This is a genomic window from Mammaliicoccus sp. G-M28 (genome assembly GCF_022386595.1).
Lineage (GTDB): Bacteria > Bacillota > Bacilli > Staphylococcales > Staphylococcaceae > Mammaliicoccus > Mammaliicoccus fleurettii.
The window spans coordinates 48,949-66,222 of the sequence record NZ_JAJNIF010000006.1 but is presented as its reverse complement, the minus strand read 5'-3'; the positions used below and the strand labels follow the sequence as shown (position 1 = coordinate 66,222).

Here is a 17,274-nt window from a genome sequence, read left to right as displayed (position 1 = left end):
TATGATAAAATACTTAAGATGTAAAATTAAGTGGGAGGCTAACAAATGAAAAATTCTTCATTCAAAAAATTATTTATTATACTTTCAATTATTGTAGCTATCTCCGGTTTCTCACAAGGAATGCTCTTACCATTAATTTCAGTAATATTTGAACGTAACGGGATCTCTAGTTCAGTAAACGGTATACATGCAACTTCTTTATATATTGGCGTATTTCTTTCTTCATTCTTTATTGAAGGACTAGTACGTAAATCCGGTTTTAAATATATGATACTAATTGGTGGCGCTATAGTTGCCTTATCTTTATTGTTATTCCCTACATTAAAAACTTTATCTATATGGTTTATTTTAAGACTTTTAATTGGTGTTGGTGATAACATGCTTCATTTTAGTACACAAACATGGTTAACACATATGACACCGAAACATAAACTTGGTAGAACAATTTCAGTATATGGATTCAGTTTTTCAGCAGGGTTTATGCTTGGACCTTTATTAGCTAAACTCGTAGACGTTTCAGAAGCATTACCATTTATTCTTTCAGCAATGCTCTCTATCATTACCATTTCGTTAGTACTTTTAATTCATAATGAATTTCCTTCATCGAATGTGCGTCCTATTAGCATGATTAATACATTGAAGAACTTCGGAGACGTCATAAAAACATCATGGATTGCTTTCATGTTTCCATTATTATATGGATTATTCGAAGCGGGACTACATAGTAACTTTCCAGTTTATGGTTTAAGAAATGGTCTTGATGTTACGAGTATCACATTAATATTACCAGCGTTCAGCTTAGGTGCTATTCTATTCCAAGTACCGTTAGGAATGTTTAGTGACATTCATGGTAGAAAAAAAGTATTACTCTGTTTAACTTTAATTGGAAGTATCATATTCCTCTTAGGTGACTTTTTACCTAATACAACCTTTATAATGATGGGATTATTTTTAATTGCAGGACTCTTTACAGGATCATTTTATGGTTTAGGTGTAAGTTATATGACAGACTTAACACCAAAGCATAACCTACCCGCTGGTAACTTAATGATCGCAATGTCATTCAGTATCGGTAGTATGATAGGACCAATATTAGGCGGAACAATTATTCAAATATCAAACGGAACGATATTCTTCACAATGATTGCTGTATTTGTATTTATCGTGTTCATACTACTATTAGTTCACCGAACACCACAACAAATAGAATAATATACGAAATATAAAATACGGAGGAACCAAATTGCATATGCAATTTGGTTTTTTTTATTTTCCGTTGTTTGATAATTTAAATATTCAGAACTTTCAATTGATTAGTTAGTTTATGCATGTTATAGTATCATTTATAATTAAAAAAATACTTTAACTTGGTAGAGAGTAAAAGCGAGGTTTATAATATGGATTATGTAAAATATAAAGATGACGTTATTAATAAGAAAGAAAAGGAACTTAAGTTCTTAAAGTATTTTAGTTCTAAAGATTTTGAAGTCATCGATATGAACTTCATTGAAAAACTACAATGGAAACAATTGACTCAGGATGATTTAAATAGTCTAGATACTAGAAGTATTTGGAAAAATGGTGATGCTTTTTATAGTTTAAGAAATGACTGGACTGATCAAATTCAGCATTATAGCCGCGAATATCAATTAAAAGCGTCTCGTGTCACATACGCTGGTCCTATTTCAATTAATGAACATATATTTACTAATTTAGGTGTAGAGATATTTAATCCAACAAGAAATGATATGTTGCAATGTTATCAGTACATTCATGATTTCATTCAAAAGGAGCTTGAACTTAATGTAGACTTTGCAGTTATTGGTCATTATCAATTATTCGACCTTTTATTGCCTAAAGAAGAACAAACTGAAGAATTATTTCTAGCAATAAGTGAAAGAAATATTTCAAAAATTTCTAAATTACTTTCTCAAAACCATACTTTAGTTCAACTATTAAAAACACCAACACATCATCAATTAGATTTCTTAACGAATTTTGCTGATGTTGAACATCCAACATATAAATCGTTACAGTATTGGAAATCTACTCTTGAGGCATCAGGCATTAATCATATCCATTTAGATATTACAACGATGCCTCCAAAATCATATTATGTAGGAAGTTTTATACAACTTTATCAAAATAATAATCGTAACCCTATCGCATCGGGTGGACACTATAACGGTACTTTAGAAGGTTTTGGGTTCGGTATTCAATTAAATTAATTTAGGAGGTTATTATGTTAACAGTTGCGCTAAGTAAAGGACGTCTTTTAAAAGATTTTATTAAATTTATAGATTCAAATGGTAATTCAAAATGGTCAGATGCGCTTAATAAAAGAGAGCGTAAACTGCAAATCCAAGTCGAAAATGTCAGATTTATCTTAGTTAAAGGTCATGATGTACCAACTTATGTTGAACAAGGCATTGCTGATATTGGTATAACGGGCAGTGATATTCTTGATGAAAAAGACAAACTCAATGTTAATAACTTAGTTGATTTACCTTTTGGGTTTTGTCATTTTGCTGTTGCAAGTAAACCAGATGTTACAGAATATAAAAAAATTGCCACAACATATGTGAAAACTACTAAAGCATATTTTAAAAATAAAGGACAAGATGTTTCTATCATTCCCCTATCTGGTTCAGTAGAATTAGCTGCCGTTGTGAATATGGTTGATGCAATAGTTGATATTGTTCAAACTGGCACAACTTTAAAATCTAATGGACTTGTTGAAAAAGAATCTATTGGGGATATAAATGCAAAATTAATAACAAATAAACATGCTTTCTTTAGTAAATCTAATGTTATCGAATCATTTATAGAAGAAATTGGGGTGTCTATCAATGCTATCTAAAACACAGTTTATTAAACAATTTGAGCAAGACAGAATTGCTGATGAGCGTAATACTGAAAGTGTAAAAAACATCATTGAAGATGTAAAAACAAATAAAGATCAAGCAATATTTAAATATAATAAAAAATTTGATAATGTTGATCTAGAACAAATTGAAGTGCCTCAACATGAAATTAAGAACAGTATTAATCTTATCTCACATGAATTAAAATCAGCACTCGAAACGAGTCATAAATATATTAAAGCGTTTCAACAAAAAATAAAGCACGAAAATGTAACTACAGGACAAACTTATCAACTTTACCATCCAATTGAAAAAGTAGGTATTTATGTTCCAGGCGGAAAAGCGAGTTATCCTTCAACTGTTTTAATGACAGCTACTCTTGCAAAAGTAGCAAATGTTAAAGAAATCATAGTTGTTACCCCACCACAAAAAGATGGCATTGACCCTGCTATATTAGCAGCATGTCATATTACAGGGGTAAATCGTGTGTTTCAAGTAGGTGGTGCTCAAAGTATTGCAGCACTTGCATATGGTACAGAATCAATACCTAAAGTAGATAAAATTGTTGGTCCCGGTAATCAATTTGTCTCACTAAGTAAACAATTACTATATGGTGTAGTTGGTATTGATCAAATCGCTGGTCCAAGTGAAATTGCACTTATTGCTGATGAGCATTCAAATGTGGACTATATCATTCAAGATATTTTAGCTCAAGCTGAACACGATGAACAAGCTCGAACTTTCTTATTATCAACAGATCAGTCATTTTTAAGTAAAGTTAATCAAAAGCTTCAACAAGCAATAGATCTAGCACCTAGAAAAAACATTATTGAGAAAAGCATAAAAAACTTTCATTATCCTATTTTAACAACAGATATTAATGAAACGATTGAAGTCGTAAATTATATCGCACCAGAACATTTATCTATTCAAACGACTGAACCAGACTTATATATTGGCAAAATTAAATATGTTGGCGCAATGTTTTTAGGTCAATACTCACCTGAAGCAATTGGTGATTACGCTGCAGGTCCAAGTCATGTTCTACCTACAGATCAGACAGCAAGGTTTTCAAATGGTCTTACTGTAAATGATTTCTTAACTAGCCACTCTGTTATTCATCTTGATGAACATGCTTATCAAGAAATTGCGCCAAGTGCAATTGCATTAGCTGAAGAAGAAGGTTTATACCAACATAAACAATCATTAGAAGTAAGATTAACAAACAACAAGGAGTCGTGAAATATGATTAGAATTAACAAAAACGAAAGTCCAATTCCTGCTTTGGATGAAGAAATATTAAAAGAAATTATATCCAATTCAGATTTTAACTTTTACCCTGATGAAGAATATGATGCATTTATTAATGCTTATGCTAATTATTATCAATTATCACCTAATCAAATTTCAGCAGCAAATGGTTCTGATGAATGGATTCAAAAATGTATGATTGCTTTACCAGATGGTCCAGTATTAACATTGAACCCTGACTTTTTCATGTACACAGCATATGCTCATCAAATTAATCGCCCTATCCATTATGTTGACGCTGAACAAGACTATACATTTTCATTAGACAAAATCAAAAATGAAATACGTCGTATCAAACCAGCATTTTTTATTATGAGTGTTCCACATAATCCTTCAGGTATTCAATACTCTCCAGAATTTTTAGAAGAAATTTCTGAGTTGATGAAGGAAATCGGAGGATACTTTGTTATTGATGAGGCATATTTAGATTTTGGTGATGCTTATGAAATCGAATTGAAAGATCACATCATTCAAATGAGGACATTAAGTAAAGCATTCGCACTTGCCGGATTAAGAGTTGGTATAGTTATTTCTACGAAAAAAACGATTCAAACTTTAAATAGTATTGCACATCCCTATCCTTTAAATACTTTAACTTTAACAATAGCGACTGCGCTATTTAATGATAAGGACCTTGTAAGCTCTTTATTGAACCGACAAAGACAATTATGTGTAAAACTTAGAACAATATTCGAAAATAATGTAAGTGACATTATTAATGTTTTGCCATCAAAAACAAATTTCGTATTAACATATGGTAACTTAGCTCAAGATTTAGGCAAATATATTTATAGTAAAGGGTTTTTACCTAGGTTTTATGATGAACCTAACATGAAGCAAACTGTACGCTACTCTATCGCAACTGAACCACAGTTAGAAGACTTAGAAAAAGTCGTAAAAGAATGGAGGCAAAGATATGACTTATCAAAAAGCAAGATCAACTAAAGAAACGGATATTAATATTCATTTGTTATTTAATGATGAAGCATCTCAAATTAATACTGGTGTAGGATTTTTAGATCATATGCTCACTTTATTTAGTTTTCATAGTGGTATAACTTTAAAAGTAAATGTAGATGGTGATACACATGTAGATGACCATCATACAGTTGAAGATATAGGTATTGTAATTGGTCAATTACTTTTAGAAGCAATTAAAGACAAAAAATCATTTAGTAGGTATGGCACTTTTTATATTCCAATGGATGAAACCCTAGCGCGTGTTGTAACAGATATTAGCGGTCGTCCCTTCTTATCATTTAATGCACAATTTTCTCGTGAAAAAGTTGGAACTTTTGATACTGAACTTGTAGAAGAATTTTTTAGAGCACTTGTAATTAATGCTAGATTAACAACACATATAGATTTAATTAGAGGTGGTAACACGCATCATGAAATTGAAGCTATATTTAAAGCATTTGCAAGAAGTTTAAAAATTGCCTTAAGTAAAGATGATTTCGATGGTGTCCCATCATCTAAGGGTGTGATTGAATAATGATAGCAATTATGGATTACGGTTTAGGTAATATTAAGAATATTGAACGTGCCCTTCTTCATTTAGGTTATGAAGCTGAATTAACATCAGACATTACGACTATAAAAAATAGTACACATGTAGTGTTACCTGGTGTTGGTCATTTCAAAGATGCAATGAATCAATTACAAAAAAGTGGTTTAGATAAAGTACTTAATGAAATAAAAGATACACATAGAATTATTGGAATCTGTTTAGGCATGCAAGTTCTATTTGAATTTAGCGAGGAAGGTGCTACTAAAGGACTCGGTCTACTTGAAGGTAAAGTTAAACCTATAGAAAGTCCCTATCCAGTACCACATTTAGGTTGGAATAATTTACAAAGTGAGCATCCTATTTTAAATGGTGATGTTTATTTTATACATTCATATCATGTTTCAACTAATTTACCTGTCATAGCGACTGCAGATTATGGGCAACCGATTACTGCAATTGTTCAACAAAAAAATATTATTGGCATTCAATTTCATCCTGAAAAAAGTGGTGACTATGGACTTGAAATTTTAGATTTAGCATTGAAAGAGGGGTTTTTAAATGATTGAAATATGGCCAGCAATTGATTTAATTGATTCAACAAGTGTGAGATTAACTGAAGGTAAATATGATTCAAAGGAATCCATGGCACGCACAGCTGAAGAAGCCATCGCCTTTTATTCAAAATTTGACCAAGTCTCTAGAATTCATGTTATCGATTTAATAGGAGCAAAAAAACAGCAACCAACAGAAGCGGACTACATAGAACAACTTGTTAATTTAACACATTTACCAATTGAAGTTGGTGGTGGCATTAGAAGCATCGACACGATTCAATCATATTTCGACAAAGGAATTGAATACATCATTGTCGGAACAAAAGGTATTCAAGATTTAAATTGGTTAAAACAAATTACAAACCAGTTTCCAAACAAAATTTATTTATCTGTTGATGCATACGTTGAAGAAATCAAATTAAACGGTTGGATTGAAGATGCAGGTATGAATCTATTCGACTTCATTAAAAGAATTGAACATCTTCCAATCGGAGGTATTATTTATACTGACATATCAAAAGATGGTAAGTTATCTGGACCTAACTTTGAGTTAACTGGCAAATTAGTGCAATCAACTTCAATTCCAATTATTGCATCTGGTGGAATAAGAAACAAAGATGATATCGATCAACTTAATCAATTAAACGTCCATGCAGCTATAGTTGGAAAAGCAGCAAATACTGATGAATTCTGGGAGGGTATTTCATGATCAAGAAAAGAATCATCCCTTGTTTAGATGTAAAAGATGGTCGAGTCGTTAAAGGAATAAAATTTAAAGGATTAAGAGATATAGGACACCCAGTCGAATTAGCAGAATATTATAACCAAGCAGCAGCAGATGAACTCGTGTTTTTAGACATATCTAAAACTGAAAATGGACATCAAATGATGTTAGATATTATTAGTCAAACTGCTTCTAAACTTTTTATCCCTCTAACTATTGGTGGAGGCATAAGTACTCTAGACGATATTTCTTCCCTTCTAAATCATGGTGCTGATAAAATTTCTTTAAACTCAAGTGCTTTACGTCATCCTAATTTCATACGTGAAGCAAGTGACAAGTTTGGAAAACAATGTATTTGTATAGCTGTTGATGCTAAGTGGGAAGAACAACTTCAAGATTGGTATTGCTATACTCACGGTGGTAAACAAAGAACAGATAAACGTGTGCTAGACTGGGTCAAAGAAGTAGAAAGTTTAGGCGCAGGTGAATTGCTTGTAACAAGTATGGATTATGATGGTGTTAAACAAGGCTTCGACCACACATTATTAAGCGAAATTACTAAACTCGTAAACATTCCAGTCATCGCTTCAGGAGGCGGAGGTAATAGTCAACATTTTGTCGATTTATTCACAGAAACAGACGTATCAGCTGGACTTGCTGCTAGTATCTTCCATGATAAAGAAACAACAATTCAAGCCGTTAAAACACATTTATCTAACGAAGGAGTGAATGTACGATGAGTCAATTAACACCTGATTTTTCAAAAGGTTTAGTGCCTGCAATATTGCAACATTACCAATCAGGTCAAGTACTAATGCTTGGCTATATGAATGAAGAAGCTTATAACTTAACAGTTCAAGAAAAAGTGTGCTGGTTTTATTCAAGAAGTAAAAATCGTCTTTGGAAAAAAGGCGAATCTTCAAATAATATTCAACATGTTTTAGATATAAAATTAGATTGTGACCAAGATACAATTTTATTACAAGTTAATCCAGATGGACCAACTTGTCATACTGGTTCGATTAGTTGTTTCAATACCGATGAACCTTATTCTCTTGAATCGTTAGAGTCAACAATTCAAGAAAGTGTAAACTCAAATAATCAAAAATCTTATACTAACTATTTGTTATCTGAAGGTATAGATAAAATTACAAAAAAATTTGGTGAAGAATCTTTCGAAGTTGTTATAGCTGCTATGAAACATGATAACTTGGAACTAACTAATGAAGTAGCAGATGTACTTTACCACCTATTTGTTCTTCTTCATGATCGAGGCGTGAAATTTGAAGAAGTAGTTGATGTATTGAAAGAACGTCACAAAAAATCAGGTAATTTCAAAGGTGAACGCAAGAATATTAATAATTGGTAATTTGTCATAAATCACATATTGCCAAAATATAGTAGTCGCTTATACTAGTACATAGAGGTGTAATTATGATACAAGAAAAAGCGACTACTTTTATTATAGATATGTATAAAGAACTTAATATAGATGAAACAAAAGCGCATAAAAGAATTCAAGAAATACAAGATGAAATAAATCAAACAGGAACATATACACATAATAAAGATGAACTTGAGTATGGTGCTAAAGTAGCGTGGAGAAATTCTAATAGATGTATAGGACGCCTTTTTTGGGACAAATTAACTGTCAGAGATTTAAGACATATCAATAGTGAAAAACAATTTCTACACTCTATTGAAGAACATATTGAACAAGCTACAAATAATGGCAAAATTAAACCTATGATTAGTATATACTCTAATCAAATTGAAATTAAGAATGAACAGCTTATCCGATATGCTGGGTATGAAAATTATGGTGATCCTAAGTCGAGAGAAACCACTCAACTCGCTCAACACCTAAATTGGCAAGGTAAGCATTCTGACTTTGATATACTCCCACTTATTTATCGTATTAATAAACAACCGCTGCAATTCCACTCTTATACTGAAGGATTAATTAAAGAAGTATCAATCAAACATGAGCAATTTCCTGCTTTAGAAAAGTTGCAATTAAAATGGTATGCAGTACCTATCATATCTAATATGGATTTAGAAATTGGTGGGCTTTATTATCATACTGCTCCATTTAATGGTTGGTATATGGAAACTGAAATTGGGGTTAGAAACTTTACAGATGAATATCGTTATGACAAATTGAAAGATATAGCTGAAGCTTTTAATTTAGATACATCAACAACATCAAGTTATTGGAGAGATAAAGCTTTAGTAGAATTTAACTACGCTGTTTTTCATTCGTTTAAACAATCTGGAGTTTCAATAGTAGATCATTACAACGCATCAAAGCAGTTTAAAAAGTTCGAAGACAATGAAAATAATGTTAATAGAAAAGTTACAGGTAAATGGAGTTGGCTAGCTCCCCCCCTTTCACCCTCACTTGTACATAATTATCATAAAGGCTATGATAATGAAATGAGAAGTCCTAACTTTTTATATAAACAAACAGAACAAGGTTGTCCATTCCATTAGAAAGGAAGTCTTTTATGAAATTATATTATTTAGGGCCATTAGGAACATTTTCACATATGGCTGCATTAAAATATAAACAAAATGAAATAGAAGAATATATACCAAAATCAAATTTATACGAAGTTGTTAAAGCAATAGAAACAGATCCACAAAATATAGCAATTGCTCCTATAGAAAATTCTATAGAAGGAACGATTAACATTATTGCAGACTCATTAACAGAACAAAAAATTCATGTTATAGATGAATTACATTTAGACATTTCCTTTTCACTTTATGTTAAAAAGGGAACAAAATTAGAAGATATAAATGAAGTCGTTTCAATCGCACCAGCTATTAATCAGACTTCAAAATTCATTAAGAATCATAACTTTACATATCGGTATTCAGACAGTACAGTACAAAGTTTAGATGAGATAGATGACCATACTGCTGCAATTGCACCAATTGGTTTAGAAGAAACTAATAATGAAATAATCGCTCTACACCAACATATTGAAGACTATCCACATAACACAACAAGGTTTTTAGTACTATCTGCTCAAGAAAAACCAGTTAAAAAAGCAACAGACAGTATATTATTGATCACTCCAGATCAAGATAAACCTGGTCTACTAGCAAGTATATTAAATACATTTGCACTATTTAACATTAACCTTTCATGGATTGAATCACGTCCACTAAAGACTCAACTTGGAATGTATCATTTCTTTGTACAAGCTGATTGTAGTGCAGATGATGTAGAAATGAAAAAAGTTATTACGATATTGAAAACCTTAGAATTTAATGTGAAAGTACTAGGTAATTTTGATAAACATATATAAAAAGAGTGGGACAGAAATCTGATTTTATTAAAAGATTTCTTCGTCCCACTCTTTTATTTATTTACTATTTCTATGACCCGTTTCGTATTTATTTATCCATTCTTTTACTGTAACTTTTTCACTCAACTCACCAATCAAATCATAGGGAATCGTTTTTGTATTTGTAAATCTGATGCAACTTTTACCCATGTTTAATTTCGTTGGAACTCGTTCTGCATATTCACGTTCAAACCATTCTTTGAGTTCTTCCATTCCATACAATCCCATATGATATAAGGCAATATGATTTTTTTGAACGCCTATACTAATAAATGGCAGTGGTTCGTCAGTTCTATTTAAGTAACCTTTTGGATAAGTATTAAGTGGTACTACAAATGTAGGCATGCCATATTGTAATACTGGTTCAAATCCAATTGGAAGATGTTCTTGAATTACTTCATACAATTTAATATAAGCTTCTTTTCTTTTTGCATCGATTTGATCAATATAACTTTCTATTTCATTCATTAGATACACCTCTTATATTTGTATTAGTCTATCTACTTTATCTTTGTCAATGCGCGTTAAATGCTTATTATTCATCAAATATATATCAGTTGATTTTATGAATTTAATGTTATTTGAAGTGTCTCCTTCAAAATGATTATTGAAAATATAAATATCTTTATTCTTAACTTTTTCATAACTCTTAACGAGAATACTTTGTTTACTTTTAATGTTTTTAAATGTATTTTCTCCAATTAATAATGTTGAACCTGCTTGTCCACCTCTATCAAACTGATTAATATCTAATGAATATTTACCGGTCGGTACTGCTAAATACCGGACGCCACCTTCACAATCAATAAATGTATTATTTGTTACTGTTGTTTCTTTTGATTTTAAAAGTGTAACCGCAAAATCTCCTAAGCCTTCAAATGTATTATTTTGAATATGAATATTTTCATAAAACGCATTATACATACTTGCATGTGAACCAACCGCCCTGTTCCATGCTGACATATTTGGATCTCCAGAGTTTCCAAAATAACAATTTTCTATTAAGACATTTTTAGTAATCGTACCATCAGGTGCTCCAAACTTAGGAAATGCACCCTTAGTTTGTATGTCTATCTGTACCGCTTCACTAAATAGTCTCTTACCACTATCATCTCGAAATCCTAAAAATTTACACTTACTCACATAAAAACCATCTAAACCACACGCATCAATTGCATGTCCACCTACAACATTTTTAAAAGTTACGTTATGAATTTGAATATTGCTAGCATGACCAATCGACATAATCGTGTTGTTAGTATTATTAGTATGTCCATACGCATCGAAAGTTCCACCAATAATATTTATATTACTATGGCCGTTATATCCATAGTATTTTTTAAATTTATGACCATTTTTCAACATTGCATTAGATGATTTTCTTATAAGAGTTGCCTCATCATCTAGAATAAGTGTTGTATTTTCATAAATAACTAATTCATAAATGATATGGTAAACACCTTTTGGGATATAAACAGTTACTGGTCCTTTTCTTGCTTGTAACAATGCTAATTGGATACCAATTGTATCGGTTAACCCACACCCACCTTTAGCACCATAATTTTTCACGTTAACTATATTCTTCATACTTCATAACCACCTTAATATAGCGTATACTTTCATATATATTCATATTACACTGAAATTAAATTATAGACAATTAGGGGGAATTTAATTGAAGAAAGCATTAATAGTTGTAGATTATTCAAATGATTTTGTTGCTACTGATGGGAAACTAACTTGTGGTGAACCTGGTCAAAAAATCGAAAAAAATATATATAACAAAATTGAAGATTATAATACTAATCAAGATTTAATTTTTTATTTAATGGATTACCATTTTGAAAATGATCCTTATCATCCTGAAACGAAACTCTTTCCACCTCATAATATTAAGGGAACGAACGGTAGAGAATTATACAACACATTAAAATCTCAATACGAAGAAATCCAAAATTCCAAAAATGTATTTTGGTTAGATAAAACAAGATATAGTGCATTTTTCGGTACGAATCTAGATAGTTTGTTAAGAGAAAGAGCAGTTGATACTGTTGAGATAGTTGGTGTCTGTACTGATATTTGTGTACTCCATACTGCTATAGACGCTTATAATCTGAATTATAAAATTCATATTCCTAAAAATTGTGTAGCCTCATTTAATCAAGCTGGGCATGATTGGGCACTTACACATTTTGAAAATAGTATAGGCGCGTTTGTAGAATAGACAAGATGTTCGTGGTAAAATAAAGTGACAGAATATTCAAAGCTAAAGGAGAATTTACATTGGTAAACACATTTATATTTGGACATAAGAATCCAGACACAGATACTATTGCTTCAGCATTAGTAATGGAAGATTTACAAAAAGAACTTGGAAATGATGTTCAAGCAGTTAGACTTGGAGAAATTTCTGACGAAACACAATACGCATTAGATTATTTCAAAGTTGATGCACCTGCATTATTAGAAACACCTTTAAAAGGTAAAGACGTTATTTTAGTTGACCATAACGAATTCCAACAAAGTGCCGATGATATTACAGATGCGACTATAACAATGGTAGTTGATCATCATCGTATTAGTAATTTTGAAACTGGTGCCCCATTATATTACAGAGCTGAGCCAGTTGGTTGTACAACTACAATCCTTAAAAAAATGTACAATGAAAACAGTATAGAAATTAAACCTGAAATTGCTGGATTAATGATTTCAGCTATTATTTCTGACACACTTCTATTTAAATCACCAACATGTACAGACCAAGATAAAAAAGCTTGTGAAGAATTAGCTGAAATTGCCAATGTTGATTTAAATGAATATGGATTAGAAATGCTTAAAGCTGGTGCTTCAGTTAAAGGTAAAACACCAGAATTTTTATTAAATATGGATGCTAAATCATTCAACATGGGTGACAAACTTGTACGTATCGCTCAAGTTAACACTGTAGATGTAAAAGAAGTTCTTGAAATTCAAGAAGATGTTGAAAATGAAATCAACGCAATAATTGCAAATGAACAATACGATTTATTCGTATTTGTTATTACTGATATATTAAACAGTGATTCAACAGTGATTGCTTTAGGTAAAGAACAACAAGCAGTTGCAAAAGCATTTAATACTGAATTAAATGGTAATGTAGCAGTATTACCTGGCGTTGTGTCACGTAAGAAACAAGTTGTACCACCAATCGATGAATTATTAGGTAAATAATTTATAAGGAGTGTGATTGCAATGGAAATCAAACAAGGTACAAACAAGTTTTATGTAGGTAACTCGGAAAATGATTTTGAGGCAGAAATTACGTATCAAGATTTGGATGGTAAGACGCTCGTTGTAGATCATACATTTGTTGACCCTTCTTTAAGAGGTCACGGAATGGCTAGAAAGCTAGTTGATATTGTAATTGATAAAGCACGATCAGAAGGTAAAGTTATTGATCCAGTATGCCCTTACGTTCAAGATGTTATGACTAAAGACCAAAGCACACACGACGTATTAAAAAAATAATGATAAGAGTCCGGATATAATTCCTAACTCAAAAAAATAAGCATATCACGTAACTGAATTTTTCAGTTTTACAGTGATATGCTTATTTTTTAAATCTGCTTATACTGCACCTCTTATCAGCAATTTCTCTGTAACCTGCTTATACTGGTACTCTTATCAGCTATTTTACTGAAACTTGCTTTTACTGATACTCTTATCAGCAATTTCTCTTAAACCTGCTTTTACTGATACTCTTATCAGCAATTTTGCTGAAACTTGCTTTTACTACACCTCTTATCAGCAATTTTGCTGAAACTTGCTTTTACTACACCTCTTATCAGCAATTTTGCTGAAACTTGCTTATACTGGTACTCTTAAAAGTGCGCCGGGTAATGCATGAGGATAAAAATAGTGGCTTAGGAAATACTATGGACTGTAAACAAATTGAGCTTAAATTTATAGGTTCAGTTTGTTGATATTTGGAATTTTTTAGCGCTGACTCCTGGGGAAAAGCATGATTCGAAGACTACAGGCTGAGAACATGCCCACGGAAAGCATGCGCATAAAAAATACCAACAAAGTTCTAAGACTTTGCTGGTACTCTGATGGTAGCTCTACAAGTTACTTATATGAATTTATAAAAATTTAAAGCATAACTCTCAAAACATTTTCACTATATATTGAAGTATTAATTCCAGAATATTATATTTCGGTACTTTCCAGCACTCTCTTTAACATTGATTTGTACTGTGGCTTAGCTTTCTCTGTTGTACATTTATTTATAGGTGGATATTTTAAGTCTTGTGCGTCTTTTAAAGTAACTTCATCTATGTAATTTGATGCTTCTTCATAATCATAACAGCTTGGAAAAGCATATTTATGATTAAAATGATCAACGACAACTCTTGTTGTTGAAGATGGTTCTTGTTTAAATGGAACTAATGTAACCATTAATAATATAACTATACATAGAATACTTACAATCGCAAAAACTTTTTTAGACATTAAATTCTACCCCTATTTGCTTTCTTATTTCATCTAATACTTTTATAGTGTTTAATGTTCTTTCATGTGTGTTAATAGTTGATTCTATTTTATTTTCTTTGACACATTTCATAAATTCTATAATTTCTTCTTTCATTGTATATGTTTCGTCCCCTGTAAACTCGTTCAACAGCTCTCCATCTCTATTAAACACTTTTATATTAGACGGGGCACTAATTTTATCTATCATCACATAACCATTTTCTCCAATAATTTCTGAAGGGCTAACTCTATCGCATATTTTAGAATAACTAATTGTTGCTTGGAATGTATTAAAATCGAGTATTGCATTTCCTTGTCCGTCTGCTCCGGTATCAAGTTTAAATCCATTTGCTCGAATATTTTCAGGCATACCAAACAAATGTATAATTGGCGCTACAGTATAAACTCCAAGATCCATTAATGCACCATTACCAAGTTCTGGTTTAAATGCATTTTCAACAATACCATTCTTATATTTATCATATCTTGATGAATATTGATGATAATGAAAATCTGCATATCGTATTTCACCAATATCAATTTTTGCATTTGTAAATTCTACAAATGGAGATAATAATGTTGACTTCATTGCTTCCATAACAGTAACATTATATTCACTAGCAAGTTTTGAAAGGGTCTCAAATTGTGCTTGGATTATAGTTGCTGGTTTTTCGATTATGACATGCTTTTTATTTTTTATGGCTAATGCTGCCTGCTCAAAATGAAATGCATTAGGCGAAGCAATATATACCGCTTCAAAGTTTGGTGATTCACAAAATTGTTCTAGATTTGTAAATGTTTCAATTAGTTGGTGCTTTTCTTTATAATAGTTTGCTCTTTCATCTGTACGTGAAAATACAGCATATGGCTCAAAACCTTCTACTTGACTACCATTTTCAATGAATTTGTCACTAATCCAGTTCGTACCTATAAATCCAAATTTCATATAGTTTCACCTTTTCATAATATATTCTTAATAAAATGGTCTTTAATAAATAAAGACTTCGCTTTTAATTATAACTATTGTTAAAATATAAACAACAGAAGTATAAAGGGGTTATCAATCTTGTCTATAGCAAATCAATTTGAAAATATCCAATCGTTCTTCGATAGCGATATTACCAAAGATATTAAATTTAGAAAAAAACAATTAAGATTACTAAAAAAATCTATTAAATCAAATGAGAGTCAATTAATAGAAGCTTTGCAACACGATTTAGGCAAAAATGCAGTTGAATCTTATGCAACAGAAATCGGTTATATTTATAAAAGTATCTCTTTCATGTTAAAAGAAGTCAAGGGTTTAGCCAGTAAAAACAATGCTAATACACCTGTTTTTCTTTTCCCTAGTAAAAGTTATACAGTATATGAACCATATGGTACAGTTCTAATTATTGGTCCATTTAATTACCCTTTCCAACTTGTCATTGAACCTTTAATTGGGGCTATAGCAGCCGGTAATTGTGCTGTCGTAAAACCTTCAGAATTAACACCTAATGTCAGTGCAATCGTTCGAAAAATAATTGAAGAATCATTTGATCCTTCTTTCGTTTCTTGTGTTACTGGTGACAAAACGGTTACAGAAGAATTGTTAACTTTTCCATTTGATTTTGTGTTCTTTACAGGTTCAACAAAAATTGGTCAAAATGTATACGAGCAAGCTAGTAAACAGTTGATTCCTGTAGCACTTGAATTAGGTGGAAAAAGCCCAGCTATAGTTGATAAGACTGCCAATATTAAAGTAGCTGCTGAAAGAATTGCTTTTGGTAAATTCATTAATGCTGGTCAAACTTGTGTAGCACCTGATTACGTCATTATCGATGCTTCTATAAAACAACAATTTGTAAAAGCATTACAGTCTACAATCCAAGAATTTTACAGCAAAAATGCTCAAGACAGTGAAGATTTTGGTAGAGTTGTTAATGAAAGACATACTGACAGATTAATACATCTTTTAGAAAATACAAATGGTGATATCGTTTATGGTGGCAATTCTGATTTAGATCATTGCTATATCGAGCCAACTGTCATTGATAATGTTAAATTCGATGACATTTTAATGGAAGATGAAATATTCGGTCCAATCCTTCCAATCATGACTTATGAAGCCTTTGGAGACGCAATACAATTCATTAAGAACAAACCAAAACCATTATCCTTATACTTATTTAGTGAAGATGAGAATCATACTGATGAAGTCGTAAGAAGAATTTCATTTGGCGGTGGTTGCATAAATGACACCCTTTTACATGTAGGTAATCATAACTTGCCATTTGGTGGAGTTGGACTATCAGGAATAGGTAAATACCATGGTAAAGCCTCATTTGAATTATTTAGTAATGAAAAAGGCATAATGTTTAAAACAACTAAACTTGAAACCGGTGTACTTTTCCCGCCTTATAAAGGAAAAGGTAAATATGTAAGAGCAATGTTTAAAAAATAA

Annotated in this window: 20 protein-coding genes; 16 read left to right on the top strand and 4 right to left on the bottom strand. The window is 31.4% G+C overall.

Annotated elements, in window-relative coordinates; all coding sequences use genetic code 11:
• Window positions 1–45: 45 nt before the first annotated feature.
• The 12 genes from LQ609_RS07445 to LQ609_RS07390 all read left to right on the top strand — a co-directional run bounded on the left by LQ609_RS07445 (window position 46) and on the right by LQ609_RS07390 (window position 10,280).
• A complete protein-coding gene (locus LQ609_RS07445; protein WP_078358218.1) occupies window positions 46–1,212 on the top strand; it encodes an MFS transporter in 1,167 nt (388 codons plus the stop codon).
• A gap of 185 nt (window positions 1,213–1,397) precedes the next feature.
• Window positions 1,398–2,228, top strand: a complete 831-nt coding sequence (locus LQ609_RS07440) for an ATP phosphoribosyltransferase regulatory subunit (protein ID WP_078358217.1) — start codon at window positions 1,398–1,400, stop codon at window positions 2,226–2,228.
• Window positions 2,229–2,242: 14 nt separating this feature from the next.
• Window positions 2,243–2,860, top strand: a complete 618-nt coding sequence (gene hisG / locus LQ609_RS07435; RefSeq protein ID WP_078358216.1) for an ATP phosphoribosyltransferase — start codon at window positions 2,243–2,245, stop codon at window positions 2,858–2,860.
• On the top strand, window positions 2,850–4,106 hold the full coding sequence (hisD, locus tag LQ609_RS07430; protein ID WP_078358215.1) for a histidinol dehydrogenase: 1,257 nt from the start codon (window positions 2,850–2,852) through the stop codon (window positions 4,104–4,106). Before hisG ends, hisD begins: the two co-directional genes overlap by 11 nt.
• Before the next feature lie 3 nt (window positions 4,107–4,109).
• Window positions 4,110–5,120 (top strand): pyridoxal phosphate-dependent aminotransferase, encoded by a 1,011-nt coding sequence (locus tag LQ609_RS07425; RefSeq protein ID WP_078358214.1) that lies wholly within the window; start codon window positions 4,110–4,112, stop codon window positions 5,118–5,120.
• On the top strand, window positions 5,092–5,670 hold the full coding sequence (hisB, locus tag LQ609_RS07420) for an imidazoleglycerol-phosphate dehydratase HisB (protein ID WP_078358212.1): 579 nt from the start codon (window positions 5,092–5,094) through the stop codon (window positions 5,668–5,670). The genes LQ609_RS07425 and hisB overlap by 29 nt, the downstream gene beginning before the upstream one ends.
• Window positions 5,670–6,251: an imidazole glycerol phosphate synthase subunit HisH gene (hisH, locus tag LQ609_RS07415; RefSeq protein WP_078358209.1), complete on the top strand. Its 582-nt coding sequence runs from the start codon at window positions 5,670–5,672 to the stop codon at window positions 6,249–6,251. The genes hisB and hisH overlap by 1 nt, the downstream gene beginning before the upstream one ends.
• Window positions 6,244–6,948 (top strand): 1-(5-phosphoribosyl)-5-((5-phosphoribosylamino)methylideneamino)imidazole-4-carboxamide isomerase, encoded by a 705-nt coding sequence (gene hisA / locus LQ609_RS07410; RefSeq protein WP_078358207.1) that lies wholly within the window; start codon window positions 6,244–6,246, stop codon window positions 6,946–6,948. Before hisH ends, hisA begins: the two co-directional genes overlap by 8 nt.
• Window positions 6,945–7,703, top strand: a complete 759-nt coding sequence (hisF, locus tag LQ609_RS07405) for an imidazole glycerol phosphate synthase subunit HisF (RefSeq protein WP_078358205.1) — start codon at window positions 6,945–6,947, stop codon at window positions 7,701–7,703. Before hisA ends, hisF begins: the two co-directional genes overlap by 4 nt.
• The gene (hisIE, locus tag LQ609_RS07400; protein WP_078358202.1) at window positions 7,700–8,332 is read left to right on the top strand and encodes a bifunctional phosphoribosyl-AMP cyclohydrolase/phosphoribosyl-ATP diphosphatase HisIE; all 633 of its coding nucleotides are present in this window, start codon (window positions 7,700–7,702) and stop codon (window positions 8,330–8,332) included. Before hisF ends, hisIE begins: the two co-directional genes overlap by 4 nt.
• 65 nt (window positions 8,333–8,397) lie before the next feature.
• Window positions 8,398–9,456 carry a nitric oxide synthase oxygenase gene (locus LQ609_RS07395; protein ID WP_078358199.1) on the top strand — a complete coding sequence of 353 codons (1,059 nt, stop codon included), beginning with the start codon at window positions 8,398–8,400 and terminating at the stop codon, window positions 9,454–9,456.
• 14 nt (window positions 9,457–9,470) lie between these two features.
• The gene (locus LQ609_RS07390) at window positions 9,471–10,280 is read left to right on the top strand and encodes a prephenate dehydratase (protein WP_078358196.1); all 810 of its coding nucleotides are present in this window, start codon (window positions 9,471–9,473) and stop codon (window positions 10,278–10,280) included.
• Between the two features lie 57 nt (window positions 10,281–10,337).
• Here the strand turns inward: LQ609_RS07390 and LQ609_RS07385 are convergent, their stop codons facing one another.
• Complete coding sequence (locus LQ609_RS07385) at window positions 10,338–10,787, bottom strand: iron chaperone (RefSeq protein WP_078358193.1); 450 nt, start codon at window positions 10,785–10,787, stop codon at window positions 10,338–10,340.
• A gap of 12 nt (window positions 10,788–10,799) precedes the next feature.
• Window positions 10,800–11,906 (bottom strand): glycosyl hydrolase family 28-related protein, encoded by a 1,107-nt coding sequence (locus LQ609_RS07380; RefSeq protein ID WP_078358190.1) that lies wholly within the window; start codon window positions 11,904–11,906, stop codon window positions 10,800–10,802.
• An 88-nt stretch (window positions 11,907–11,994) separates the two neighbouring features.
• On the opposite strand from LQ609_RS07380, the gene LQ609_RS07375 reads away from it, so the two are divergent.
• Genes LQ609_RS07375 through LQ609_RS07365 form a run of 3 tightly spaced genes read left to right on the top strand, consistent with a single transcriptional unit; the run spans window position 11,995 to window position 13,826 of the window.
• Window positions 11,995–12,543 carry a cysteine hydrolase family protein gene (locus LQ609_RS07375; protein ID WP_078358188.1) on the top strand — a complete coding sequence of 183 codons (549 nt, stop codon included), beginning with the start codon at window positions 11,995–11,997 and terminating at the stop codon, window positions 12,541–12,543.
• 59 nt (window positions 12,544–12,602) lie between these two features.
• Window positions 12,603–13,529, top strand: a complete 927-nt coding sequence (locus LQ609_RS07370) for a manganese-dependent inorganic pyrophosphatase (RefSeq protein ID WP_078358187.1) — start codon at window positions 12,603–12,605, stop codon at window positions 13,527–13,529.
• Window positions 13,530–13,550: 21 nt separating this feature from the next.
• On the top strand, window positions 13,551–13,826 hold the full coding sequence (locus tag LQ609_RS07365) for a GNAT family N-acetyltransferase (RefSeq protein WP_078358185.1): 276 nt from the start codon (window positions 13,551–13,553) through the stop codon (window positions 13,824–13,826).
• Between the two features lie 681 nt (window positions 13,827–14,507).
• Here LQ609_RS07365 and LQ609_RS07360 read toward each other — a convergent pair.
• A complete protein-coding gene (locus tag LQ609_RS07360; protein ID WP_239734530.1) occupies window positions 14,508–14,810 on the bottom strand; it encodes a hypothetical protein in 303 nt (100 codons plus the stop codon).
• Window positions 14,803–15,777: a Gfo/Idh/MocA family protein gene (locus LQ609_RS07355; protein ID WP_078358474.1), complete on the bottom strand. Its 975-nt coding sequence runs from the start codon at window positions 15,775–15,777 to the stop codon at window positions 14,803–14,805. Before LQ609_RS07355 ends, LQ609_RS07360 begins: the two co-directional genes overlap by 8 nt.
• Before the next feature lie 117 nt (window positions 15,778–15,894).
• Here LQ609_RS07355 and LQ609_RS07350 point away from each other — a divergent pair, with 117 nt between their 5' ends.
• Window positions 15,895–17,274: an aldehyde dehydrogenase gene (locus LQ609_RS07350; protein WP_481817188.1), complete on the top strand. Its 1,380-nt coding sequence runs from the start codon at window positions 15,895–15,897 to the stop codon at window positions 17,272–17,274.